15 protein-coding genes are annotated in these 20,261 nt (G+C 67.2%); 7 read left to right on the forward strand and 8 right to left on the reverse strand.

All coding sequences use genetic code 11. The features are described from left to right. The first annotated feature begins 22 nt into the window (after positions 1-22). Positions 23-2,308 carry a selenide, water dikinase SelD gene (gene selD / locus HFL01S_RS19245; protein WP_066261466.1) on the forward strand — a complete coding sequence of 762 codons (2,286 nt, stop codon included), beginning with the start codon at positions 23-25 and terminating at the stop codon, positions 2,306-2,308. A 24-nt stretch (positions 2,309-2,332) separates the two neighbouring features. Here the strand turns inward: selD and HFL01S_RS19250 are convergent, their stop codons facing one another. The 6 genes from HFL01S_RS19250 to HFL01S_RS19275 all read right to left on the reverse strand — a co-directional run bounded on the left by HFL01S_RS19250 (position 2,333) and on the right by HFL01S_RS19275 (position 9,322). Then, positions 2,333-2,980: an ATP-binding cassette domain-containing protein gene (locus HFL01S_RS19250; protein ID WP_066261471.1), complete on the reverse strand. Its 648-nt coding sequence runs from the start codon at positions 2,978-2,980 to the stop codon at positions 2,333-2,335. 1 nt (position 2,981) lies between these two features. Beyond that, entirely contained in the window at positions 2,982-4,649 is a 1,668-nt protein-coding gene (locus tag HFL01S_RS19255) for an ABC transporter permease (RefSeq protein ID WP_157538953.1), read from the reverse strand. Further along, positions 4,622-5,797 carry an ABC transporter substrate-binding protein gene (locus HFL01S_RS19260; RefSeq protein WP_066261473.1) on the reverse strand — a complete coding sequence of 392 codons (1,176 nt, stop codon included), beginning with the start codon at positions 5,795-5,797 and terminating at the stop codon, positions 4,622-4,624. Before HFL01S_RS19260 ends, HFL01S_RS19255 begins: the two co-directional genes overlap by 28 nt. Before the next feature lie 195 nt (positions 5,798-5,992). Continuing rightward, positions 5,993-7,201, reverse strand: a complete 1,209-nt coding sequence (locus tag HFL01S_RS19265) for a branched-chain amino acid ABC transporter substrate-binding protein (RefSeq protein ID WP_066261475.1) — start codon at positions 7,199-7,201, stop codon at positions 5,993-5,995. A 193-nt stretch (positions 7,202-7,394) separates the two neighbouring features. Further along, a complete protein-coding gene (locus HFL01S_RS19270) occupies positions 7,395-7,826 on the reverse strand; it encodes a DNA polymerase III subunit chi (RefSeq protein WP_066261478.1) in 432 nt (143 codons plus the stop codon). Beyond that, on the reverse strand, positions 7,823-9,322 hold the full coding sequence (locus HFL01S_RS19275) for a leucyl aminopeptidase (protein WP_066261481.1): 1,500 nt from the start codon (positions 9,320-9,322) through the stop codon (positions 7,823-7,825). The genes HFL01S_RS19270 and HFL01S_RS19275 overlap by 4 nt, the downstream gene beginning before the upstream one ends. A gap of 25 nt (positions 9,323-9,347) precedes the next feature. Between HFL01S_RS19275 and lptF the strand changes: the two genes are divergently transcribed. Genes lptF through HFL01S_RS19300 form a run of 5 tightly spaced genes read left to right on the forward strand, consistent with a single transcriptional unit; the run spans position 9,348 to position 14,070 of the window. After that, a complete protein-coding gene (lptF, locus tag HFL01S_RS19280) occupies positions 9,348-10,466 on the forward strand; it encodes an LPS export ABC transporter permease LptF (protein ID WP_066261572.1) in 1,119 nt (372 codons plus the stop codon). Beyond that, positions 10,463-11,581, forward strand: coding sequence for an LPS export ABC transporter permease LptG (gene lptG / locus HFL01S_RS19285; RefSeq protein ID WP_066261487.1), 1,119 nt, complete (start codon positions 10,463-10,465; stop codon positions 11,579-11,581). Before lptF ends, lptG begins: the two co-directional genes overlap by 4 nt. Before the next feature lie 2 nt (positions 11,582-11,583). Beyond that, a complete protein-coding gene (locus HFL01S_RS19290) occupies positions 11,584-11,949 on the forward strand; it encodes a sirohydrochlorin chelatase (RefSeq protein ID WP_066261489.1) in 366 nt (121 codons plus the stop codon). Then, positions 11,946-12,890: a CysB family HTH-type transcriptional regulator gene (locus tag HFL01S_RS19295; RefSeq protein ID WP_066261493.1), complete on the forward strand. Its 945-nt coding sequence runs from the start codon at positions 11,946-11,948 to the stop codon at positions 12,888-12,890. The genes HFL01S_RS19290 and HFL01S_RS19295 overlap by 4 nt, the downstream gene beginning before the upstream one ends. Positions 12,891-12,894: 4 nt before the next feature. After that, a complete protein-coding gene (locus tag HFL01S_RS19300; RefSeq protein ID WP_066261498.1) occupies positions 12,895-14,070 on the forward strand; it encodes a pyridoxal phosphate-dependent aminotransferase in 1,176 nt (391 codons plus the stop codon). A 9-nt stretch (positions 14,071-14,079) separates the two neighbouring features. Here HFL01S_RS19300 and HFL01S_RS19305 read toward each other — a convergent pair whose 3' ends face one another. Together HFL01S_RS19305 and hrpA are read right to left on the reverse strand one after the other, a co-directional pair. Beyond that, a complete protein-coding gene (locus HFL01S_RS19305; protein WP_066261500.1) occupies positions 14,080-14,796 on the reverse strand; it encodes a Rieske (2Fe-2S) protein in 717 nt (238 codons plus the stop codon). Positions 14,797-14,867: 71 nt separating this feature from the next. After that, positions 14,868-18,794, reverse strand: coding sequence for an ATP-dependent RNA helicase HrpA (gene hrpA, locus HFL01S_RS19310; protein WP_439648606.1), 3,927 nt, complete (start codon positions 18,792-18,794; stop codon positions 14,868-14,870). A gap of 75 nt (positions 18,795-18,869) precedes the next feature. On the opposite strand from hrpA, the gene argA reads away from it, so the two are divergent. Next, positions 18,870-20,210, forward strand: coding sequence for an amino-acid N-acetyltransferase (argA, locus tag HFL01S_RS19315; protein ID WP_066261504.1), 1,341 nt, complete (start codon positions 18,870-18,872; stop codon positions 20,208-20,210). The last annotated feature ends 51 nt before the right edge of the window (positions 20,211-20,261 follow it).

A 20,261-nucleotide genomic window follows, 5' to 3' on the forward strand; every position in this document is an offset into this window, starting at 1 on the left:
CCTTCTGCGCGGCCACCGTCGCATGCAATCACACGAACAACCTGTCCTGCGCGATCTGGTCCTCGTCGGTGGCGGCCACAGCCATGTGGTTGCGCTGCGCATGCTGGCCATGCGGCCCGAACCGGGCCTGCGCATCACCATGGTCTGCACCGACATCGACACGCCCTACTCCGGCATGTTGCCCGGCTACATCGCGGGCCACTACAGCTTCGACGAGGTCCACATCGACCTAGGCCGCCTGGCGGTGTTCGCCGGCGCGCGCTTCATCCACGGCGAGGTGACCGGGCTGGACCGCGCGAACCAGCGTGTGCTGCTCAAGGGACGGCCCTCCATTCCTTACGACCTGCTGTCCATCAACACCGGCTCCACGCCGAATGTGCGTCAGGTCGACGGCGCCCAGGCCCACGCGGTGCCGGTCAAGCCCATCGCCCACTTCAACCAGCGCTGGCTCGCCCTCCTGGAGCGCGTGCGCAGCCTGCGCGACCGCTTCACCGTGGCGGTGGTGGGCGGCGGCGCGGGCGGCGTGGAACTGGTGCTGTCCATGCAATACCGGCTGCGCCAGGAGCTGCAGGCCCTGGGCAAGAGCCCGGACCTGTTGCAGTTCGTGCTGCTCACCGCGGGCGACAGCCTCCTGCCCACCCACAACCCCAGGGTCCGGGCGCGCTTTGCCCACGTGCTGAAGGAGCGGCGCGTGGCCGTGCACACGCGTGCCGAGGTGACGCAGGTTTCGCCCGGCTGCCTGACCACGCAGGACGGACGCACCTTCGACGCCGACGAGACCATGTGGGTGACGCAGGCAGGCGGCCCGGCCTGGTTGCAGGGCACGGGTCTGGCGCTGGATGAACACGGCTTCGTCTGCGTCAACGAATACCTGCAGACGCCGGACGACCCGAAGATCTTTGCGGCCGGCGACGTGGCGTCTTTCCTGCCACGCCCGCTGGAGAAGGCCGGCGTGTTCGCGGTGCGCATGGGCCCTGCACTGGCGCGCAACCTGCGCAACGCCCTGCGCGGTCAACCCCTGCAGCCCTACCGCCCGCAGAAACACTGGCTGGCGCTGATCTCCACCGGCGCCCGCCACGCCGTAGCCTCGCGCGGCCCCATCGGCTTCGCGGGCGACTGGGTCTGGCGCTGGAAGGACCACATCGACCAGCGCTTCATGCGCAAGTTCACCGAGCTGCCCGCCATGGCGCCGGCCGCACTATCGCAGGCCGCGCGCGCCAGCGGCCTGGTGCTGAGTGCCGAAGAGTCGCGCCAGGCGATCTCGGCGATCGCCATGCGCTGCGGCGGCTGCGGCGCTAAGGTGGGGGCCAGCATCCTCAGCCGCGCTCTCGGCAACTTGCAGCCGGTGCAGCGCGACGACGTGCTGATCGGCCTGCACGCGCCGGACGACGCCGCCGTGGTGCGCGTGCCGCCGGGCATGGCGATGGTGCACACGGTGGACTTCTTCCGCAGCTTCATCGACGACCCCTACCTGTTCGGCCAGGTCGCGGCCAACCACGCGCTGGGCGACATCTTCGCCATGGGCGCCGAACCGCAGTCGGCCACGGCCATCGCCACCGTGCCGCCCGGCCTGGAGGCCAAGGTCGAAGACCTGCTGTTGCAGATGATGACCGGCGCGGTCGAGGTGCTCAACGCGGCGGGCTGCTGCCTGGTCGGCGGGCACACCGGCGAAGGGCGCGAACTGGCGCTGGGCTTCGCCGTCAACGGCCTGATCGACGAGCGCATGACCGGCGTGATGCGCAAGGGCGGCATGCGGCCCGGCGACGTGCTGCTGCTGACCAAACCCATCGGCACCGGCACCCTGTTTGCGGCGCACGCACAGCACGCGGCCAAAGGCCGCTGGGTCGATGCGACGCTGCAGTCGATGGTGGTCTCCAACCAGGCCGGTGCCCGCATCCTGCGCGAACACGGCGCCACCGCCTGCACCGACCTCACCGGCTTCGGCCTGCTCGGCCACCTGGTCGAAATGACCCGCCCCTCGGGCATGGACGCCGAGCTGCAGCTGGGCGCCCTGCCCCTGCTCGACGGCGCGGTGGAGTGCGTCCAGGCCGGCATCGTCAGTTCGCTGCAGCCGGCCAACGTGCGCCTGCGCCGCGCACTGCGCAACGCCGAGGCCTTCGTGGACGACCCGCGCTACCCGCTACTGTTCGACCCTCAGACGGCGGGCGGCCTGCTGGCCAGCGTACCGGCCGACCGTGCAGCCGACTGCGTCCGCGCGCTCCAGGCGGCGGGCTACCCGCACACCGCAGCCATCGGCCGCGTCAGCGCTGCGAGCGACGCGCTCGAACCAGTGGTGCTGAGCGCCTGAGTCCGCCTGGGCGTCGCGGTCCGCTCAGTCCGGCGGCACCTGCCACTGCTGAATATCGAACACCTGCCCGCCCGGCGGCACGTCGTCCGGATCATGCGTGACCAGCACGGTCGGGATGCGCTGGCGCTGGATCTGTTTGAACACGAAACCGCGGAACTGCGCGCGCAGCGCCGCGTCCAGCCGCGAGAAGGGCTCGTCCAGCAGCAGCGCGCGGGGTTCGGCCAGCAGCGCCCGCATCAGGCTCACGCGCGCGCGCTGCCCGCCCGAGAGGGTGGCGGGGTCGCGGTCGTGAAAGCCCTCCAGACCGATGTCGCGCAGTGTCTGCGCCACCCGCTCGCGCCGGGCCGTGGCGCCGCGCACCGTGGCCGGCAATGCGAACGCGAGGTTCTGCCCCACGCTCAGGTGGGGAAACAGCAGGTCGTCCTGGAACAGGATGCCGATGCCGCGCGCCTCCACCGGCAGACCGTCGCGCCGCTGGCCGTCCAGCCACAGCTCGCCCTGCGCCTGGAACGCCGGGTCCAGATCGCCCACCAGCCAGTTGAGCAGGGTCGACTTGCCCGAGCCCGACGCTCCGGTGAGCGTGACGATGGCGCCCTGCCCGACCTGCAGGTCCAGACCCGCGATGAGCTGATGGCCGTCCTTGGCGATGGTCAGATGTCGAATCTCAAGCATTTCAGCGCAACCCTCGACGGTGTCGACCCGCCCATTGAGACAGCAGCGCCGCCAGCCCGAAGCCCAGCAGCGGCAGCACGATCTGCAGCAGCGCCTGCGCCGCCAGCGCGCGGCGGTTGCCGCCGGCGCTCAGCGCCACCGCTTCGGTGGTCACAGTAGCAAAGCGCCCGCCGCCGGCAAACAGCGTCGGCAGGTACTGCGCCACGCTGACCGAAAAACCGACCGCCAGCGCGGCCAGGATGGGTTTGAGCAGCATCGGCCACTTCACCCGCAGGCAGGCGCCGAGTGGGGAGTGGCCCAGCGCCTGCGCGGTGGACATCAGCCGCCGGTCGAATGCGCGGTAGGGCCCGATCAGGGTGAGCACGATGTAGGGCAGCACCCACAGCAGGTGGCTCCACAGCAGGCCGCCCGTGGTGCCATCGGCCGGCACCCGCAGCAGCGCTGCGTACTGCGCCGCCACCAGGGGCAGCGAGGGAATGATCAGCGGCAGATACAGCACAGCGTTGTAGCGCTGCGGCCCCCACTCCAGCCAGACCAGCGCGGCCGGCAGGCACAGCAGGGTCGCCGCGGTCGCCAGCCACAGGGTGGTGCCGAACGGTGCCCAGTTGGCCTGCATCCAGGTCTGCAGCGACAACGCATCGGGCCACAGCGCCGGGAAAAACCATGTGTCCGCCAGCGACCACAGCAGCAGCACCGCCACCACCGCATAGCCCACCAGAAACAGCGGCTGGTGCAGCCCCCAGCGGGACGGGTTGCTTGCGGGCTGGCGCACACCCGCAGGATAGGCCGCGCGCCGGACCATCCCATGCCATGTCCAGCGGGCGCCCGCTGTGATCAGCAGGAACACGCCCAGCAGCACCAGCGATCCTGCCGCCCCCTGCGCCTGCAGGGCGGGGTCGGGATCGGTCAGCCACTGCCAGATCAGCACGGCCAGCGTGGGCGGCGTGCTCGGCCCCAGCACCACGGCCATGTCCACCACCGACAGGCCGTAGGCCAGCACCGCGGCCAGCGGCCAGCCCAGGCGCGGCAGCAACTGGGGCCACAGCACGTGCCACCACACCTGGGCGCGGTTGTATCCCAGCGACCGCGCCACCACCATGTGGCGGTGCACCGCCTGCTCACCCAGCACCGCCGCCAGCACCCAGAGCAGGAACCAGCTCTCCTTAAGTCCCAGCGCCAGGGCCAGGCCCAGGCCGAAGGGGTCCTGCACGGTGGTCCAGGCCGGGGGGTCGATCCAGCCTGCCAGCGGTGCCACCGCACGCGCGAGCCAACCCGAGGGCGCGATCAGGAACAACAGGCCGACGGCAAAGGCTGCGTGCGGCACCGACAGCATCAGCGGCAGCCGGCGCTGCATCGTCAGCCAGCGCGGCCCCGGGTACAGCGCGGTCGCCAGCGTGGCCGCCAGGGCCATGCCCAGCACGCTGCCCAGCCCGGCCGACACCAGGGTGGTGCGCAGGGCTTGAGGCCATTGGACGTCGGACCACAGTGCCCGCCAGACCGACAGTTCCAGCGAGGGTGCCAGCGCCCAGTACAGGCCGGGCAGCACCGGCCCGAGGATCGCCAGCACCGGCAGGGCCGCCAGCCAGGTCCGCGCCTGGCGCCAGCGGTCTCCCAATGGCGCGGAAGGTGGGCTGCGCCGGCTCAGCGGGTCCCGTAGCGCTTGAGCCACTCGCTCTCCAGCGCATCCACCCAGCTGGCGTGGGGCTCGGCCAGCGTGGGCACGGCCTCGGCCAGCGCGCCCGGCGCCGTCTTGCGCATGGCGGTCTGGATCGCAGCCGGCAGCTTGCCCACATCCAGCACGCTGCCGTCGCCCCAGACCGTAATATCGGCCTTGCGCGCCTGGGCCTCGGGCGACAGCAGGAAGTTGGCCACCACCTGGGCCCCGGCGCGGGCCTTGGCGTTGACGGGAATGGCCACGAAGTGCACGTTGCCGATGGTGCCGCCCGTGAAGCCGAAACTGTAGGCGGTGGCGGGCAGCTGGCGCGAGCTGATCAGATTCGCGGCCTCGTTCGGGTTGAAGGTCAGCGAGAGCCGCAGCTCGCCATCGGCCAGCATGCGGTGCATCTCGGCGGCGCTGGCCGGGAAGGTCTTGCCACTGCGCCAGAGCGCCGGGTGCAGCTGGTCCAGGTAGGCCCACAGCGGCGCGGTGGCGGCGCCGAAGCTGGCGGGACTCACCGGCGACTGCAGCACCTTGCGGTCAGGCGCCAGCTCGATCAGCACCTGTTTGAGGAAGGTGGTGCCGTGGAAATCCGGCGGCTTCGGGTAGCTCACACGCCCAGGGTTGGCCTTGGCAAAGGACAGCAGTTCGGCCGCCGAGCGCGGCGGAATGGGGGTGCGGGCCTTGTCGGCGATGAAGGTCAGCTGGGCCGTGCCCCACGGCGCCTCGTAGCCCTCCGTGGGCACCGAAAAATCGCTGCGCACCGGCTTGTTCAGGTCCACCGCGCCCCAGTTGGGAAGTGACTCGGCCCAGGGACCAAACAGCAGGCCGCCCTGCTTGAGATTGCGGAAGTTCTCACCGTTGATCCACACCAGGTCGACCGAGCCGTCGGTGCGTCTGCCGGCCGCCACCTCGGTCTGCACCCGCTTGACCACCTCGGCCGCATCCGTCACCTTGACGTGCCGCAGTTCCACCCCATAGCGGCCCTTGACCTGCTGTGCCACCCAGGCGATGTAGGCATTGATGGCCTCGCCGCCGCCCCAGGCGTTGAAGTACACCGTCTGGCCCTTGGCCTCGGCTTCGGTCTTGGCCCAGTCGGCGTGGGCAGCGAACGGAACGCTCAGGCCCAGGGTCAGTGCGGTCAGCGAAAACAATTTCATGCGCGAACTCTCGATAGAACAGGGAAAGGGAGCCCAACAGTCGGGCGAGACGCCAGGAACTTACAGACGACGCCGACTGTACGGCCTGACGAGGCCGCCCGAGCGCCACGTGCCATGAAGGCGTGCACTGATCGACCAAGAGACGCCCACAAAAAAGCCGCCCTGAAGGCGGCTCTTTTGAGGCTGGTCCGCAGATCAGCGGATCACGGCCAGTTCCGAACGCTTGCCACCCTTGTAGGTGTACAGCGTCAGGGCACCGTTCTTGATGTCGCCCTTTTCGTCGAAGGCGATGGTGCCGGTCACACCCTTGTAGTTGGTTTCCTTCAGCTTCGGCAGGTACTTGGCCGGGTCGGAGGAGTCGGCGGCCTTCATGGCCTCGACCATCACCTTGACGGAGTCGTACACGTACGGTGCGTACACCTGGACGTCGGCATTGAACTTGGCCTTGAAGTCGGTCTTGAATTTCTCCATGCCGGCCTTGGCTTCGCCTTCCACGCCACCGGCTTCCGCGCAGTAGACCTGCTCGTCGGACATGCCGTCGCCAGCCAGATCGACCAGACCGGACGAGCAGATGCCGTCGCCGCCCATGAACTTGGCCTTGATGCCCAGCTGCTTCATCTGCTTGAGCATCGGGCCAGCCACGGCGTCCATGCCGCCGAAGAACACGATGTCCGGCTTCTTGGCCTTCAGCGTGGTCAGGATGGCGTTGAAGTCGGTGGCCTTGTCGTTGGTGAATTCACGACCCACGACCTTGCCGCCAGCGGCTGTCACACCCTTCTCGAACTCGTCGGCCACACCCTGGCCGTAGGCGGTGCGGTCGTCGATGACGGCAATGCTCTTGCCCTTGAGGGATTCCACAGCGTACTTGCCCAGCGTGCCACCCAGGTGCACGTCGTCGGCCACCACGCGGAACGCACCGGCGTAGCCCTGGCGGGTGTACTTGGGGTTCGTGGCGGAGGGAGAGATCTGGGGAATGCCAGCGTCGTTGTAGATCTGGGACGCGGGGATGGTGGTGCCCGAGTTCAGGTGACCGATCACGCCGTTGACCTTGGCGTCCACCAGCTTCTGAGCGGCGGCCGTGCCCTGCTTCGGATCACCAGCATCGTCTTCAGCCAGCAGCTCGAACTTGGCAGGCTTGCCACCGATGGTCAGACCAGCGGCGTTCAGCTCTTCGATGGCCATGCGTGCGCCATTTTCGTTGTCCTTGCCGAGGTGGGCGATGGCACCGCTGGTGGGACCGACGTGACCGATCTTGATGACGCCGTCATCTGCTGCGGGTGCAGGAGCGGCAGCAGGTGCCGGGGCAGCAGCAGGAGCGGCGGCCGGAGCTGCCTCTTCTTTTTTGCCGCAGGCGGCCAGAACGACGGCTGCGGAAATGACGGCCAGTTTCAGGTTCAGTTGCATAGGTATCCTCGGAAAGGAATGAATTTTGGAATGCGGAGGGAACTTTTCTCCACATCCATAAAGATACTCCAAATCGTTGCGCAGAGGACGCTGCATCAGGACTTGCGCAAATCGCTTCAAGGGTTTGCCCCAGTGAGCATCATTCCAACGCATGCACCATAAGCACACCGCATGCAAGGCATGCGGCCATCCATCACGCCACCGACCCGGACAGGTCGTGGGCCGTGGGCTCAACGCCCGCCTGGCGGTAGAGCCGCCACCGATCCCGGCCTTTCTCCCTGCCCCCAGGTTCCGAGCCCACCACCTCGATGATCCGCGGCACCACCCCGACACCGCACAGGGCCTGATCCGACAGATTGATCAGCACATCCACCTGTGCCCATTCGGGCTCATGCTCACCCAGCACGATGGGCGAACGGCGGCGGACGTGCTCTGCAGATCCGCTCCTGGCATGAGGCACAAACTCACCCTGCGCCATGAGCCAGAGAGCCCTGTCGAGCGGGTCGATGGACGACGCGCCGCCGAGCACGTACACGCGGGAGCCTTTGAGGTAGGCCTTGCGCAGCAGCCGGCAGAGGTAGGCTGTCCGGTCTCCGACGTTCAGGTGGAACGCGACCTCGGTCATGCCTTGCGGGATGTCCTGCCACCCGCACGCGCCTTTTTGGGCGTGGTCTCACCCTGAAGATCGCTGAGGTACTGCAGCAGCAGCGGAACCGGTCGCCCGGTCGCGCCTTTGCTGGCGCCGCTCTTCCAGGCCGTCCCTGCGATGTCTAGGTGCGCCCAGGGCATTTCTGCCACGAATTTCTGCAGGAACTTGGCTGCGGTGATCGCACCACCGGCGCGTCCGGCCACATTGCCCATGTCCGCGAAATTCGACTTGAGGCCTTCGGCGTAATCGTCGTCCAGCGGGAGCCGCCAGCAGAGATCCATCGACCGATCTCCCGCAGCGAGCAAGGCGTCGGCCAGGTCGCTCCGGTTCGCGAACATACCGGACCGGACCGCCCCAAGGGCGATCACGCAAGCACCGGTGAGTGTTGCAATGTCGATCACGCAACGCGGCTTGAACCGGGCTGCGTAGGTCAATGCGTCGCAAAGAATCAGGCGGCCTTCGGCATCGGTGTTGAGAATCTCGATGGTCTGTCCGCTCATGCTGGTGACCACGTCCCCCGGTTTGACGGCGCTGCCGTCCGGCATGTTCTCGCAGCTCGGAATGATGCCCACCACGTTGACCTCGGGCTGCAGCTCGGCCAGCCCTGCGAAGGTGCCCAGCACGCTCGCAGCCCCTCCCATGTCGAACTTCATCTCGTCCATCTCGGCCGCAGGCTTGATCGAGATGCCACCGGTGTCGAAGGTGATGCCCTTGCCCACCAGCACCACCGGCGCACTGCCTTTGGGCCCGCCCTGGTAGTGCATGACGATGAACCGCAGCGGCTGGGACGAGCCCTGCGCGACCGCCATGAAGGCGCCCATACCCAACGCCGCCACTTCCTTGGGGCCCAGTACTTCGGTCTTGATGCGCGGTTTGCGCCCGAGCTTGCGCGCGGCCTCGGCCAGGTGGCTGGGTGTGGCATGGTTGGCGGGCCGGTTGGCCCACTCCTTGGCCAGCTCGATCCCGGCGACCTGGGCCTGTCCGAACCGGAACGCAGGACGTGCGGCGGCCACATCGCTCACACCAACGATCACCTGGCGGATCGCGCGGGCGGTGGCCGAAGGTTTGGTGGTCACATAGGCATAGGTGCTGTCCGCCACCGCCACCATCGCGCTGTGAACCGTGGGCTGGTCGCTCGCCATGCCGCTGAGCAGCACAGCCACCTTCTTCACACTGGACGACTTCAGGCCCGACATTGCCACCATGACCGCCTTGCGGACCGCTGCAGGTGTTCCGTCGCCAGCGCGTGCCAGCACCACCCGCACCGGCTTGAGCCCCTGGGGCCGGTAGACCGACAGACATTTGCCCACGCCGGTTTCAAGATCTCCCCGGCGGGAGGCGTCCCGCACCAGCTCGCTCAGGGCGTCGGCGCCTTCCAGGCCCTGGGTGTCGTCGGGCACCAGCACCACCAGTGCATCCACCGCGAGCTGGCTTGCCTGAACCAGGGAAAGGGCTTTGAGTTCGAAGTCCATAATCGTGTCTTTCCTGTTTGATTCGATGTTATTCCATTCATCCATCCGCACCGAGCTGGCACGCAGCTTCGGCGCCACCCTGGTGGTTCTCTTCACCATCGTGCTGACGGTGCTGCTGATCCGCACGCTTGGGCTGGCCTCGCGCGGCAGCGTGAACCCGGAAGAGGTCATGCTGGTGCTGGGCTACACGGTACTGGGTTACACCCAGACCATCCTGACACTGGCCCTCTTCATCGCCATTGTCTCCACCCTCTCGCGCATGTACCGCGAGAGCGAAATGATCATCTGGTTCTCCAGCGGCCGCTCGCTGGGGGGCTTTCTCAGCCCTGTGCTGCGGTTTGCATGGCCGGTGCTGCTCGTGATCGTGCTGATGGTCCTGTTCGTCTGGCCCTGGGCCAACCAGCAGACCGCCGAACTGCGCAACCGCTTCGAAAACCGCGGCGACCTCCAGCGCATTGCCCCCGGGCAGTTCCAGGAGTCGTCCAGCGGCCGTCGGGTGTTTTTCATCGACAAGGACACGGCCGACGGCACCGAGGGCCGCAACGTGTTCATCTCCAGCATCGAGAAAAACGGCAACGAAACCGTGACCTCGGCGGTGTCCGGCCGCATCGAGTGGCAGGGTGACCGCCAGTTCCTAATGCTCAACAACGGCCAGCGCCTTGAAAGCGACCCCAAAACCGGCCGCATCAAGGTCAGCCAGTTCGAGCAGTACGGCGCACAGATCGGTGCCGCGTCCGCCTACATCCGCGGCGGTCAGGCGCTCAAGGCGCGCAGCACCCTGGCGCTCATCCAGGACCCGACGCCGGCGAACATGGGTGAACTGGGCTGGCGCATCGGCGTGGCCCTGACCGCCTTCAACCTGGTCCTGCTGGGTGTCGCGACCACGGTCAGCAACCCCCGCGCCGGCCGCAGCGGCAACCTGCTGTTCACACTCTTCGCTTTCATCGTGTACTTCAACCTGCTCAACGTCGGACAGCGCTGGGTGACAGCCGGACAAATCAGCTGGCTGACGCTGACCATCCTGCTGCACGGATCGGTGTTCCTGTTCAGCGCCCTGTGGCTGGCCAAGCGCCACCACAACATCCACTGGCGCACCTGGTTCAGCCGGCTCGCAGGCGGCGGTGCCGCAGGGGCATCCGCATGAAGACGATCCGCCGACTGATTTACGGCGAGGTCCTGATCGCCACCGGCTACGTGCTGCTGGCTTTCCTGTCGCTGTTCTTCTTCTTCGATTTCGTCGAAGAGTTGGCCGCGATCGGCCAGCCGTCCCGCCTCGACCCCAAGGTCACCTACGAGTTGACGCACGCCATGCTGTATGTGGCGCTGCTGATGCCCAGCCGCATCTACGAGCTGTTGCCGATCTCGGTGCTCATCGGATCGGTGGCCGTGCTCGCGCGCCTGGCCCAGAGTTCCGAATACACCATCCTGCGCACCAGTGGCCTGGGACCCTGGAAAGCGCTGCGCACGCTGCTGGGCCTGGGCCTGCTGTTTGTGGCGCTCACCTTCGCGGTCGGAGACTACGTCGCCCCCATTGCAGACAAGACCGCACAACTGCTCAAGGCCCGATACCAGGGCAAGCTGAGCCTCGGCCAGACCGGCGCCTGGCTCAAGGAGCGGCAGGCGCACAGCAACTTCTCGGTCAATGTTGGGTCGCTCTCGCCTTCTGGCGAGCTGGGAGAGGTCCGCATCTTCGAATTCGACAACCAGGGGCTGCTGGTGTCCACGGTGCAGGCCGAGCAGGGCCGGATCGAAGGCCATGGTTCCTGGACGCTCAACAAGGTGGTGCGCAGGGAGTTCGACGTGGCAGGCCAGCAGTCGGCCCGGATCGTCAGCAGCAAGCATGAATCGCTCTCCTGGCCCAGCACGATTTCTGCGGAAATGGTGTCGGTGGCGCTGCTCAAGCCAGACCGCATGCGAACGACCGATCTCTACGCCTATGTGCAGCACCTGGAGGCCAACGGCCAGACCGCGCAGCGCTATGAAATCGAGTTCTGGCGCAAGGTGTTCTACCCCCTTTCCTGTCTGGTGATGGTGGTGCTGTCCCTGCCGTTTGCCTACCTGCATTTCCGCAGTGGCGGCATCACCGGCTATGTGTTCGGTGGCGTGATGATCGGCATCAGCTTCTTCCTGCTGAACAACGTTTTCGGCTACATCGGCAACCTCAACCACTGGCGCCCCTGGCTGGCGGCGGCGTCTCCGGCCATCATCTATTCGTTCCTCTCGCTGGGCGCGTTTGGCTGGCTGGTGCTCAGGAGGTAGCCATGCTGGGCGTCATCGTTTTTGCGCATGGGTCGCGCGACCCGCTGTGGCGGGCGCCGGTCGAGTCTGTGGCGCGGCAGATCCGTGACGCCGATCCGGCGGTCCGGGTGGCCTGCGCCTATCTGGAGCTGAGCGAACCCGACCTCCCCACCGCTGCCGCGGAGCTGGTGGATCAGGGGGTGTCCCACATCCGGGTGCTGCCCCTGTTCTTCGGTATGGGCAAACACGCCCGAGAAGATCTGCCGGTGCTGGTGGAGCAGCTCGCACTCGCCCATCCCGACGTTCGCTTCGAACGCCTGGCCACCGCTGGCGAAGACCCCCGCCTGACCGCCCTGCTCGCGCAGATTGCGCTGGAACCTGCCCGATGAACCTGCACCAGTTCCGCTTCGTCCAAGAGGCGGTGCGCCGCAACCTGAACTTGACCGAAGCCGCCAAGGCGCTGCACACCTCGCAGCCCGGCGTGTCCAAGGCCATCATCGAGCTCGAAGAGGAACTGGGCATCGAGATCTTCGCCCGGCATGGCAAGCGCATCAAGCGCATCACCGAACCCGGCGTGCAGGTGCTCAAGAGCATCGAAGTGATCCTGCGCGAGGTCAACAACCTCAAGCGCATCGGTGAGCAGTACGCGGCGCAGGACAGCGGCACGCTGTCCATCGCCACCACCCACACCCAGGCGCGCTATGTGCTGCCAGGTCCAGTCGCCAAGCTGCGCCAGGCCTACCCCAAGGTGGCCGTCAGCCTGCACCAGGGCTCGCCCGACCAGGTTGCGAAGATGCTGATCGAGGAAGTGGCTGAAATCGGCGTCGCCACCGAGTCGCTCACCAACTACCCCGATCTGGTCACCCTGCCCTGCTACGAATGGCAGCACGTGCTGGTCTTTCCCTACGACCACCCGCTGGTGGCGCAGGAGCGCATCACGCTGGAAGACCTGGCCCATGTGCCGCTGATCACCTACCACCCGAGCTTCACCGGCCGTACCCGCATCGACCAGGCCTTCGCGCTGCGGCACCTGCGGCCCAACATCGTGCTCGAAGCCATCGATTCGGACGTGATCAAGACCTACGTGAAGCTGGGCATGGGCGTGGGCATCGTGGCCGAGATGGCGATGCAGGGCGAGAACGCCACACCCGACCTCGTGGCCCGCCCGGGCGCCCAGCTGTTCGGTCACAACCTGGCCCGCGTGGCCTTCAAACGCGGCAGCTACCTGCGCCAGTTCGTGCTGCGCTTCGCGGAGCTGCTCAGCGACCGGCTCTCGCGCGACCTGATCCTGCGCGCCATGGCAGGCAACTCCGACGAATACGACATCTGAAGCCATGGACACCGCCGCCCGCACGCCACTGCTGACCTCCCGCCTGCCCACTGTTGGCACCACCATCTTCACCGTCATGTCGGCACTCGCCGCCGAGGTGGGGGCCGTCAACCTGGGCCAGGGCTTCCCTGACTTCGACTGCGACCCGGAACTGGTCAACGCCGTCACCCGGGCCATGCAGGCCGGTCACAACCAGTACCCACCCATGCCCGGCGTGCCCGCACTGCGCCAGGCCATGGCCGCGAAGATGGAATCGCTGTACGGCCTGCGCTGCGACCCGAACACCGAAATCACCGTCACCGCCGGCGCGACGCAGGCGATCCTGACGGCCATCCTCGCGGTGGTGCACCCGGGCGACGAAGTGATCGTGCTGGAGCCCTGCTACGACAGCTACGTGCCCAACATCGAACTGGCCGGTGGCAAGGTGGTTCGCGTGCCGCTGGTGCCGGGCAGCTTCCGGCCCGATTTCGACGCCATCGCTGCCGCCATCACGCCGCGCACCCGTGCGCTCATGATCAACAGCCCGCACAACCCCAGCGGTCAGGTCTGGAGCGCCGAGGACATGCGCCGGCTGGACGAACTGCTGGCCCCCACCGATGTGCTGCTGATCAGCGACGAGGTCTACGAGCACATGGTCTACGACGGCCAGCAGCACCAGAGCGCCGCACGCTTCCCCGGCCTGGCGGCGCGCGCCTTCATCATCAGCAGCTTCGGCAAGACCTACCACGTCACCGGCTGGAAGGTGGGCACCGTGGTCGCACCTGCGCCGCTGACGGCAGAGTTCCGCAAGGTGCACCAGTTCAACGTGTTCACGGTGAACACGCCGATGCAGCACGCATTGGCCGCCTACATCGCCGACCCGGCGCCCTACCTGCAGCTGAGCGATTTCTACCAGCGCAAGCGCGACCTGTTCCGGGACGGTCTTGCGCAAACCCGCTTTCGCCTGCTTCCCGGGCAGGGCACCTACTTCCAGTGCGTGGGCATCGAGAACCTGGCGGTCGCGGAACGCGACCTGCCCGAAGGCGAGTTCTGCCAGTGGCTCACGCGCGAGATCGGCGTGGCGGCGATTCCTCTTTCGGCGTTCTACGGCAATGGCTTCGACCAGAAGGTGGTGCGCTTCTGCTTCGCAAAAAAGGACGACACCTTGAAGGCTGCACTGGAGCGGCTGGCCCGCCTCTGACGCAGCGCGTCAGCAGCGGATCGGGTTGCGGCAGAAGCGCTCCAACTCCTTCACCGTGCTGCGCCCGGCCACCGGCTGGCGCGCCTTGGGCCCGACGTCCAGGCTCAGCTTCATTTCGTACTTGCGAAAGAACTCGTCAAAGAGTTCACCACCCAGCGTGCCGGTCGCGGTCAGGGTGTCTGTGCGCGCGTCGTGCTCCAGCAGCACGGCGCACAGCGGTTGCTCCGCCGGCCCGCCCAGCACCTGGGCGCCGCGTGCCGGGTCGTACTGGCTGTGGTCGGCGCAGCAGTGGATCAGGTCGTTGCCATGGCTGGGCGTCTTCGGGTTGAGCACCGGCCCCTTGCGGAAGCTGATGAAACTCAGGTCCTTGGTGGGATAAACCAGCTGGTGGGCACAGATGGCGCTGAACGCCACCAGGCTGCGGCTCGGTCCGACGCCACCGGGCCACTGGTAGTCCTGCCGGCCCTTGGTCTTGAGGGCCAGCGGCATGGCGGCCTTGCCCAGGTCCAGCAGGAACACAGGCGTGGCCTCGAACGGGTAGTGGAACACGTAGTTCGTCTGCAGCTTCAGCTGCGAGGCTTTCACCGGATCACCCAGTTCGTCGACGAGCAACGCCGGGGCGTAGCGGCGCGGCGTGGCCTGTGCCGCCCAGCTGCCCGTCCCGAGTGCAGTGGCAAGAACACCTGCGCCCAGCGCACAAGCTTCCGCGAAGTCACGCCGATCCATGGACACCTCCATGCAAAGAAGGCGTCAGTGAAGCGCAGGCCAGACGCTGCTGTCAACAGGGGCTCACCGGATCAGGTGTTGAGCTGGGCCCAGGCCTTGTCGATGCGCTTGATGCTCACAGGCTGCGGCGTGCGCAACTCCTGTGCGAAGAAGCTCACGCGCAGCTCTTCCAGCAGCCAGCGCACCTCCTGCAACCGGGCGTCCTGCACCCCCTTGCGCTCGGCCACCAGGCGCCAGAAGCGCTGGTCCTGCGGGCGCAGTTCGGCGAACTTGGCCGCGTCGCGCGCCGGGTCACCGCGCAGCTTGTCCAGCCGCAGCTGCACCGCCTTGAGGTAGCGCGGGAAGTGCTGAAGCTGCGCGTAGGGCGTGGCGCTCAGGAAGGTCTTGGGCACCAGGCGCTGCAGCTGCAGCTGCACGTCGATGGCCACATCGGCCGGCGGCTTGCTGTCCTTGAGCTTGCGCGCCGCGGCGGCGTATTCGGTCAGGATCACGCCGGCCTGGCGGGCAATCTCGTTGGCGATCAGGGTCAGGCGCCCTCTTCCCTCGTCCACCCTCGCCTTGAAAGCGGAGGCATCGGTGGGCAGCGGGTCGGTCAGAAAGGCGCGGTCCAGCGCCAGGTCGAGGATCTGGTTCTTCAGCTCGTCCAGCGAGCCACCACCGCCGCCGCTATCGGTCTTGCCGACGGCCATGTAGGCCACGCCCATGGCCTGCAGGCCGGGCAGGTTCTTTTCCAGGTACTTCAGCGCGTCCTTGATCTGCAGCGCGAACAGGCGGCGCAGGCCGGCGCGGTGGCGCGCCTGCGCCACCTCGGGCTCGTCGAAGACCTCTATGCGCACCGCTTCGCCATCGTCGATCAGCGCCGGGAAGCCGATCAGCGTCTGACCGCCCTTGCGGATTTCCATGAGTTCGGGCAGTTCGCCGAAGTCCCAGGTGATGTGACGCTGTTCGGCGCTCGACGTCTTCGCGGCCGGTGCAGCTGGCGCCTTGGCCTTGTCGGACGTAGGCACACGGCGGACGCCATCGGCGGCCGGTGACGGCGTTGCCACGGACACTGGCGCAGGTGCCGCGATGTCCTTGAGCTTGAGCTGGGCCAGTGCCTGGAAGGCACCGCGCGCCTGGCTGCCCAGCTCGGCTTTCAGCGCACCCAGGTTGCGGCCCTGGCCGAGCTGGCGGCCGTGTTCGTCCACCACGCGCAGGTGCATGAAGTGGTGGGCCGGCAGCATGTCGACCTTGATGTCGTTGCGCTGCACCGGCAGCTGCGTGGCCTCGCGCACCAGCTTGAGCAGCGCGTCCATCAGGTTGCCGGCACCGAACACCTCGGGCTGGCACAGGGCCTCGGTCATCTTCTCGGCAGTGGCCGGCAGCGGCACCAGCCGCGAACGCGGGCGCTGGTGAAGCGTCTTGAGCAGGGCCTGCACCTTGTCCTTGAGCATGCCGGGCACCAGCCAGTCGCAGCGGTCTTCGCTGACCTGGTTGAGCGCGAAGATCGGCACGGTCACGCTCACGCCGTCGCGCGGGTCGCCGGGTTCGTGCAAATAGGCCACGGCGCAGTCCACGCCGCCCAGGCGCAGGGTCTTGGGGAAGGCCTGCGTGGTGATGCCCGCGGCCTCGTGGCGCATCAGTTCTTCGCGGGTGAGGAACAGCAGTTTCGGATTCTCACCGCTGTGGTCCCTGTACCAGCGCTCGAAGGCCGCGCCGTTGCTCACATCGGCCGGCAGTTGCTGGTCGTAAAAGGCGTAAATCAGCTCGTCGTCCACCAGCACGTCCTGCCGGCGGGCCTTGTGTTCCAGCTCCTGCACCTCGCGCACGGTGCGGCGGTTGGCGGCCAGGAAGGGCAACTTGCTGTCCCAAGTGTCGTCGTGCAGGTGTCCGACCAGGGCTTCGCGGATGAAGATCTCGCGCGCGCCGGCCGGGTCCACCTTGCTGTAGTCCACGCGCCGCTGGTGGTAGACCACCAGGCCGTACAGCGTGGCGCGCTCCAGCGCCGAAACGCGCGCCGCCTTCTTCTCCCAGTGCGGGTCCAGCATCTGCTTCTTGAGCAGATGCTGGCCGACCTGTTCCAGCCACTGCGGCTCGATGTTGGCGATGCCACGGCCGAACAGGCGCGCGGTCTCCACCAGCTCGGCGCAGACGATCCAGCGGCCCGGCTTCTTGCTCAGGTTGGCGCCCGGGTGGCGGTGGAACTTGATGCCACGCGCGCCCAGGTACCAGTCCTCGGTGTCGTTCTTCTGCCCGATGTTGCCCAGCAGACCGGCCAGCATGGACAGGTGCAACTGCTCGTAGCTGGCAGGCTGGGTGTTGATGACCCACTTGTGCTCGGCCACCACGGTGTGCAGCTGCGAATGGATGTCGCGCCACTCGCGCACCCGCCGCACATTGATGTAGTTCTCGCGCAGCAGGTTCTCGTACTGGCGGTGGCTGAGCTTGTGGTCGGTGCCGTGGCCGCCCTTGCTGTCTTCCAGCCATTTCCAGAGCTTGAGCGTGCCGGTGAACTCGCTCTTCTCGTCGTCGAACTTCTTGTGCGCCTGGTCGGCCTGGGTCTGTTTCTCCAGCGGGCGGTCGCGCACGTCCTGCAGGCTCAGGGCGGACGCGATGACCAGCACCTCGTCCAGCGCGCCGCGCTGCTGCGCCTCCAGCAGGATGCGGCCCACCCGCGGGTCCAGCGGCAGGCGGCTGAGCGTCTGGCCGATGCGGGTCAGCTCGTTGGACTCGTCCACCGCGCCCAGCTCGGACAGCAGCTGATAGCCATCGGTGATGGCGCGGCGCTGCGGCGCTTCCAGAAACGCGAAGTCTTCCACCGCACCCAGGTGCAGCGCCTTCATGCGCAGGATCACGCCCGCCAGCGAACTGCGCAGGATCTCGGGGTCGGTGAACTTGGGCCGGCCGTTGAAACCCGCCTCGTCGTAGAGGCGGATGCAGATGCCATCGGCCACCCGGCCGCAACGGCCGGCGCGCTGGTTGGCCGCTGCCTGGCTGATCGGCTCGATGAGCAACTGCTCCACCTTCTGACGGAAGCTGTAACGCTTGACGCGGGCCGTGCCGGCGTCGATGACAAAGCGGATGCCGGGCACCGTCAGCGAGGTCTCGGCCACGTTGGTCGAGAGCACGATGCGGCGCTGGCCGTGCGGCTGGAAGATGCGGTCCTGCTCGGCCTGCGACAGGCGCGCGAACAGCGGCAGCACCTCGGCGTTGCGCAGCGCGGGCTGGTGCGACAGGTGTTTGCGCAGGTGGTCGGCGGCTTCGCGGATTTCTCGTTCGCCAGGCAGAAACACCAGAATGTCGCCGCCCTGGCCGGCGCCACCGCGCCACAACTCGTCCACGCTGTCGGCAATCGCGTTGTTCAGGTCGTATTCGCGGCTTTCTTCAAACGGCCGGTAGCGCACCTCCACCGGGTAGGTGCGGCCCGAGACCATCAAGACGGGGGCTTTGCCTTTGCTGGACGCGAAGTAGTCCGCAAAGCGATCCGCGTCGATCGTGGCCGAGGTGACGATCACCTTCAGGTCCGGCCTGCGCGGCAGCAACTGGCGCAGGTAGCCCAGCAGGAAGTCGATGTTCAGCGAGCGCTCGTGCGCCTCGTCGATGATGATCGTGTCGTAGGCGCGCAGGTCGGGATCGGTCTGCGTCTCGGCCAGCAAGATGCCGTCGGTCATCAGCTTGACCGAAGCGTCCTTGCTGAGCCGGTCCTGAAAGCGCACCTTGTAGCCCACCACCTCGCCCAGCGGGGTCTTGAGTTCCTCCGCGATGCGCTTGGCCACGCTCGACGCCGCGATCCGCCGCGGCTGCGTGTGGCCGATCAGCTGGCCACGCTGGCCCGGCTTGGCATTGAGCCGGCCGCGCCCCATGGCCAGCGCGATCTTGGGCAGCTGCGTGGTCTTGCCCGAACCGGTCTCGCCGCAGACGATCACCACCTGGTGGTCGCGGATGGCATCCTCGATCTCCTGCCGGCGGGCGGAGACGGGCAAGGCTTCTGGGAACTCGATGTGCAGCGCAGAGGACAAGGGGATAACTTCAGTCAAAATCGGGCAACCCGCGATTATCCTGCGCGCCCCGCCCGCCGGCCCCACCCGCCCGACATGTCCACCGTCTTCAACTTCACCTTCGTGCCCTGGTTCCGTTCGGTGGCGCCCTACATCCACAAGTTCCGGAACCAGACCTTCGTGATCGGCCTGACCGGCGAGGCGATTGCCGCGGGCAAGCTGGCCTCCATCGCCCAGGACCTGGCGATGATCCAGGCCATGGGCGTGAAGATCGTGCTGGTGCATGGCTTTCGTCCGCAGGTCAACGAACAGCTGCGCCTCAAGGGCCAGGAGGCGAAGTACTCGCACGGCATGCGCATCACCGACCCGGTGGCATTGGACTGCGCGCAGGAAGCTGCGGGCCAGCTGCGTTACGAAATCGAAGCCGCCTTCAGCCAGGGTCTGCCCAATACGCCCATGGCCGGCGCCCGGGTGCGCGTGATCTCGGGCAACTTCATCACGGCCCGCCCGGTGGGCCTGATCGACGGTGTCGATTTCCAGCATTCAGGCCTGGTGCGCAAGGTGGACACCGAAGGCATCCAGCGCACGCTGGACATGGGCGCCCTGGTGCTGATCTCGCCGTTCGGCTTTTCACCCACCGGCGAGGCGTTCAATCTCGGGATGGAAGACGTGGCGACCTCAGTGGCTGTGGCCTTGCAGAGCGACAAACTCATCTTCCTGACCGAGATCCCGGGCATCCGCGTGGACGCCAACGATCCGGAAAGCGACATCGACACCGAGCTGCCGCTGGCCGATGCCAAGCGCCTGATCGCCGGCCTGCCCGTCGCCACCCTGCCCACCGATCCGGGCTTCTACCTGCAGCACTGCGTGCGCGCCTGCGAAGGCGGTGTGGAACGCAGCCACATCATTCCGTTCAAGCTGGATGGTTCGCTGCTGCTGGAAATCTATGTGCACGACGGCATCGGCACCATGGTGGTGGACGAGAAGCTGGAGAGCGTGCGCGAGGCCACCATTGACGATGTCAGCGGCATCGTGGCCCTGATCGAGCCCTTCGAGAAGGACGGCACCCTGGTCAAGCGCGACCGCACCGAGATCGAGCGCGATGCGGGCAACTACACCATCATCGAACACGACGGCGTGATCTTCGGCTGCGCCGCGCTCTACCCCTACCCCGAAGAACGCACCGCCGAAATGGCCGCGCTCACCGTCTCACCACAAAGCCAGAGCCAGGGCGACGGCGAGCGCCTGCTCAAGCGCATCGAGACCCGCGCCCGGGCCCAGGGCCTGCAGAGCATCTTCGTGCTCACCACCCGCACCATGCACTGGTTCATCAAGCGCGGCTTCGTGCAGGTCAATCCCGACTGGCTGCCCGAAGCGCGCAAGCGCAAGTACAACTGGGACCGCCGCAGCCAGGTGCTGGTCAAGAAGCTCGGCTGACACCCGCCCGACGCTGCTTGACAAACGTCAAGCAGCGTCGGCACTGTCGGT

Origin of the sequence: Hydrogenophaga flava NBRC 102514 (assembly GCF_001571145.1) — a bacterium.
GTDB classification, from domain to species: Bacteria; Pseudomonadota; Gammaproteobacteria; order Burkholderiales; family Burkholderiaceae_C; genus Hydrogenophaga; species Hydrogenophaga flava.

Bases quoted from the DNA above. Each gene is read 5' to 3' on its own strand.
- HFL01S_RS19305 (WP_066261500.1), bottom strand. From the start codon at position 14,796: ATGGATCGGCGTGACTTCGCGGAAGCTTGTGCGCTGGGCGCAGGTGTT.
- selD (WP_066261466.1), top strand. From the start codon at position 23: ATGCAATCACACGAACAACCTGTCCTGCGCGATCTGGTCCTCGTCGGT.
- HFL01S_RS19265 (WP_066261475.1), bottom strand. From the start codon at position 7,201: ATGCAACTGAACCTGAAACTGGCCGTCATTTCCGCAGCCGTCGTTCTG.
- HFL01S_RS19260 (WP_066261473.1), bottom strand. From the start codon at position 5,797: ATGAAATTGTTTTCGCTGACCGCACTGACCCTGGGCCTGAGCGTTCCG.
- lptF (WP_066261572.1), top strand. From the start codon at position 9,348: ATGTTATTCCATTCATCCATCCGCACCGAGCTGGCACGCAGCTTCGGC.
- HFL01S_RS19290 (WP_066261489.1), top strand. From the start codon at position 11,584: ATGCTGGGCGTCATCGTTTTTGCGCATGGGTCGCGCGACCCGCTGTGG.
- HFL01S_RS19295 (WP_066261493.1), top strand. From the start codon at position 11,946: ATGAACCTGCACCAGTTCCGCTTCGTCCAAGAGGCGGTGCGCCGCAAC.
- argA (WP_066261504.1), top strand. From the start codon at position 18,870: ATGTCCACCGTCTTCAACTTCACCTTCGTGCCCTGGTTCCGTTCGGTG.
- HFL01S_RS19275 (WP_066261481.1), bottom strand. From the start codon at position 9,322: ATGGACTTCGAACTCAAAGCCCTTTCCCTGGTTCAGGCAAGCCAGCTC.
- lptG (WP_066261487.1), top strand. From the start codon at position 10,463: ATGAAGACGATCCGCCGACTGATTTACGGCGAGGTCCTGATCGCCACC.
- HFL01S_RS19250 (WP_066261471.1), bottom strand. From the start codon at position 2,980: ATGCTTGAGATTCGACATCTGACCATCGCCAAGGACGGCCATCAGCTC.
- HFL01S_RS19300 (WP_066261498.1), top strand. From the start codon at position 12,895: ATGGACACCGCCGCCCGCACGCCACTGCTGACCTCCCGCCTGCCCACT.
- HFL01S_RS19270 (WP_066261478.1), bottom strand. From the start codon at position 7,826: ATGACCGAGGTCGCGTTCCACCTGAACGTCGGAGACCGGACAGCCTAC.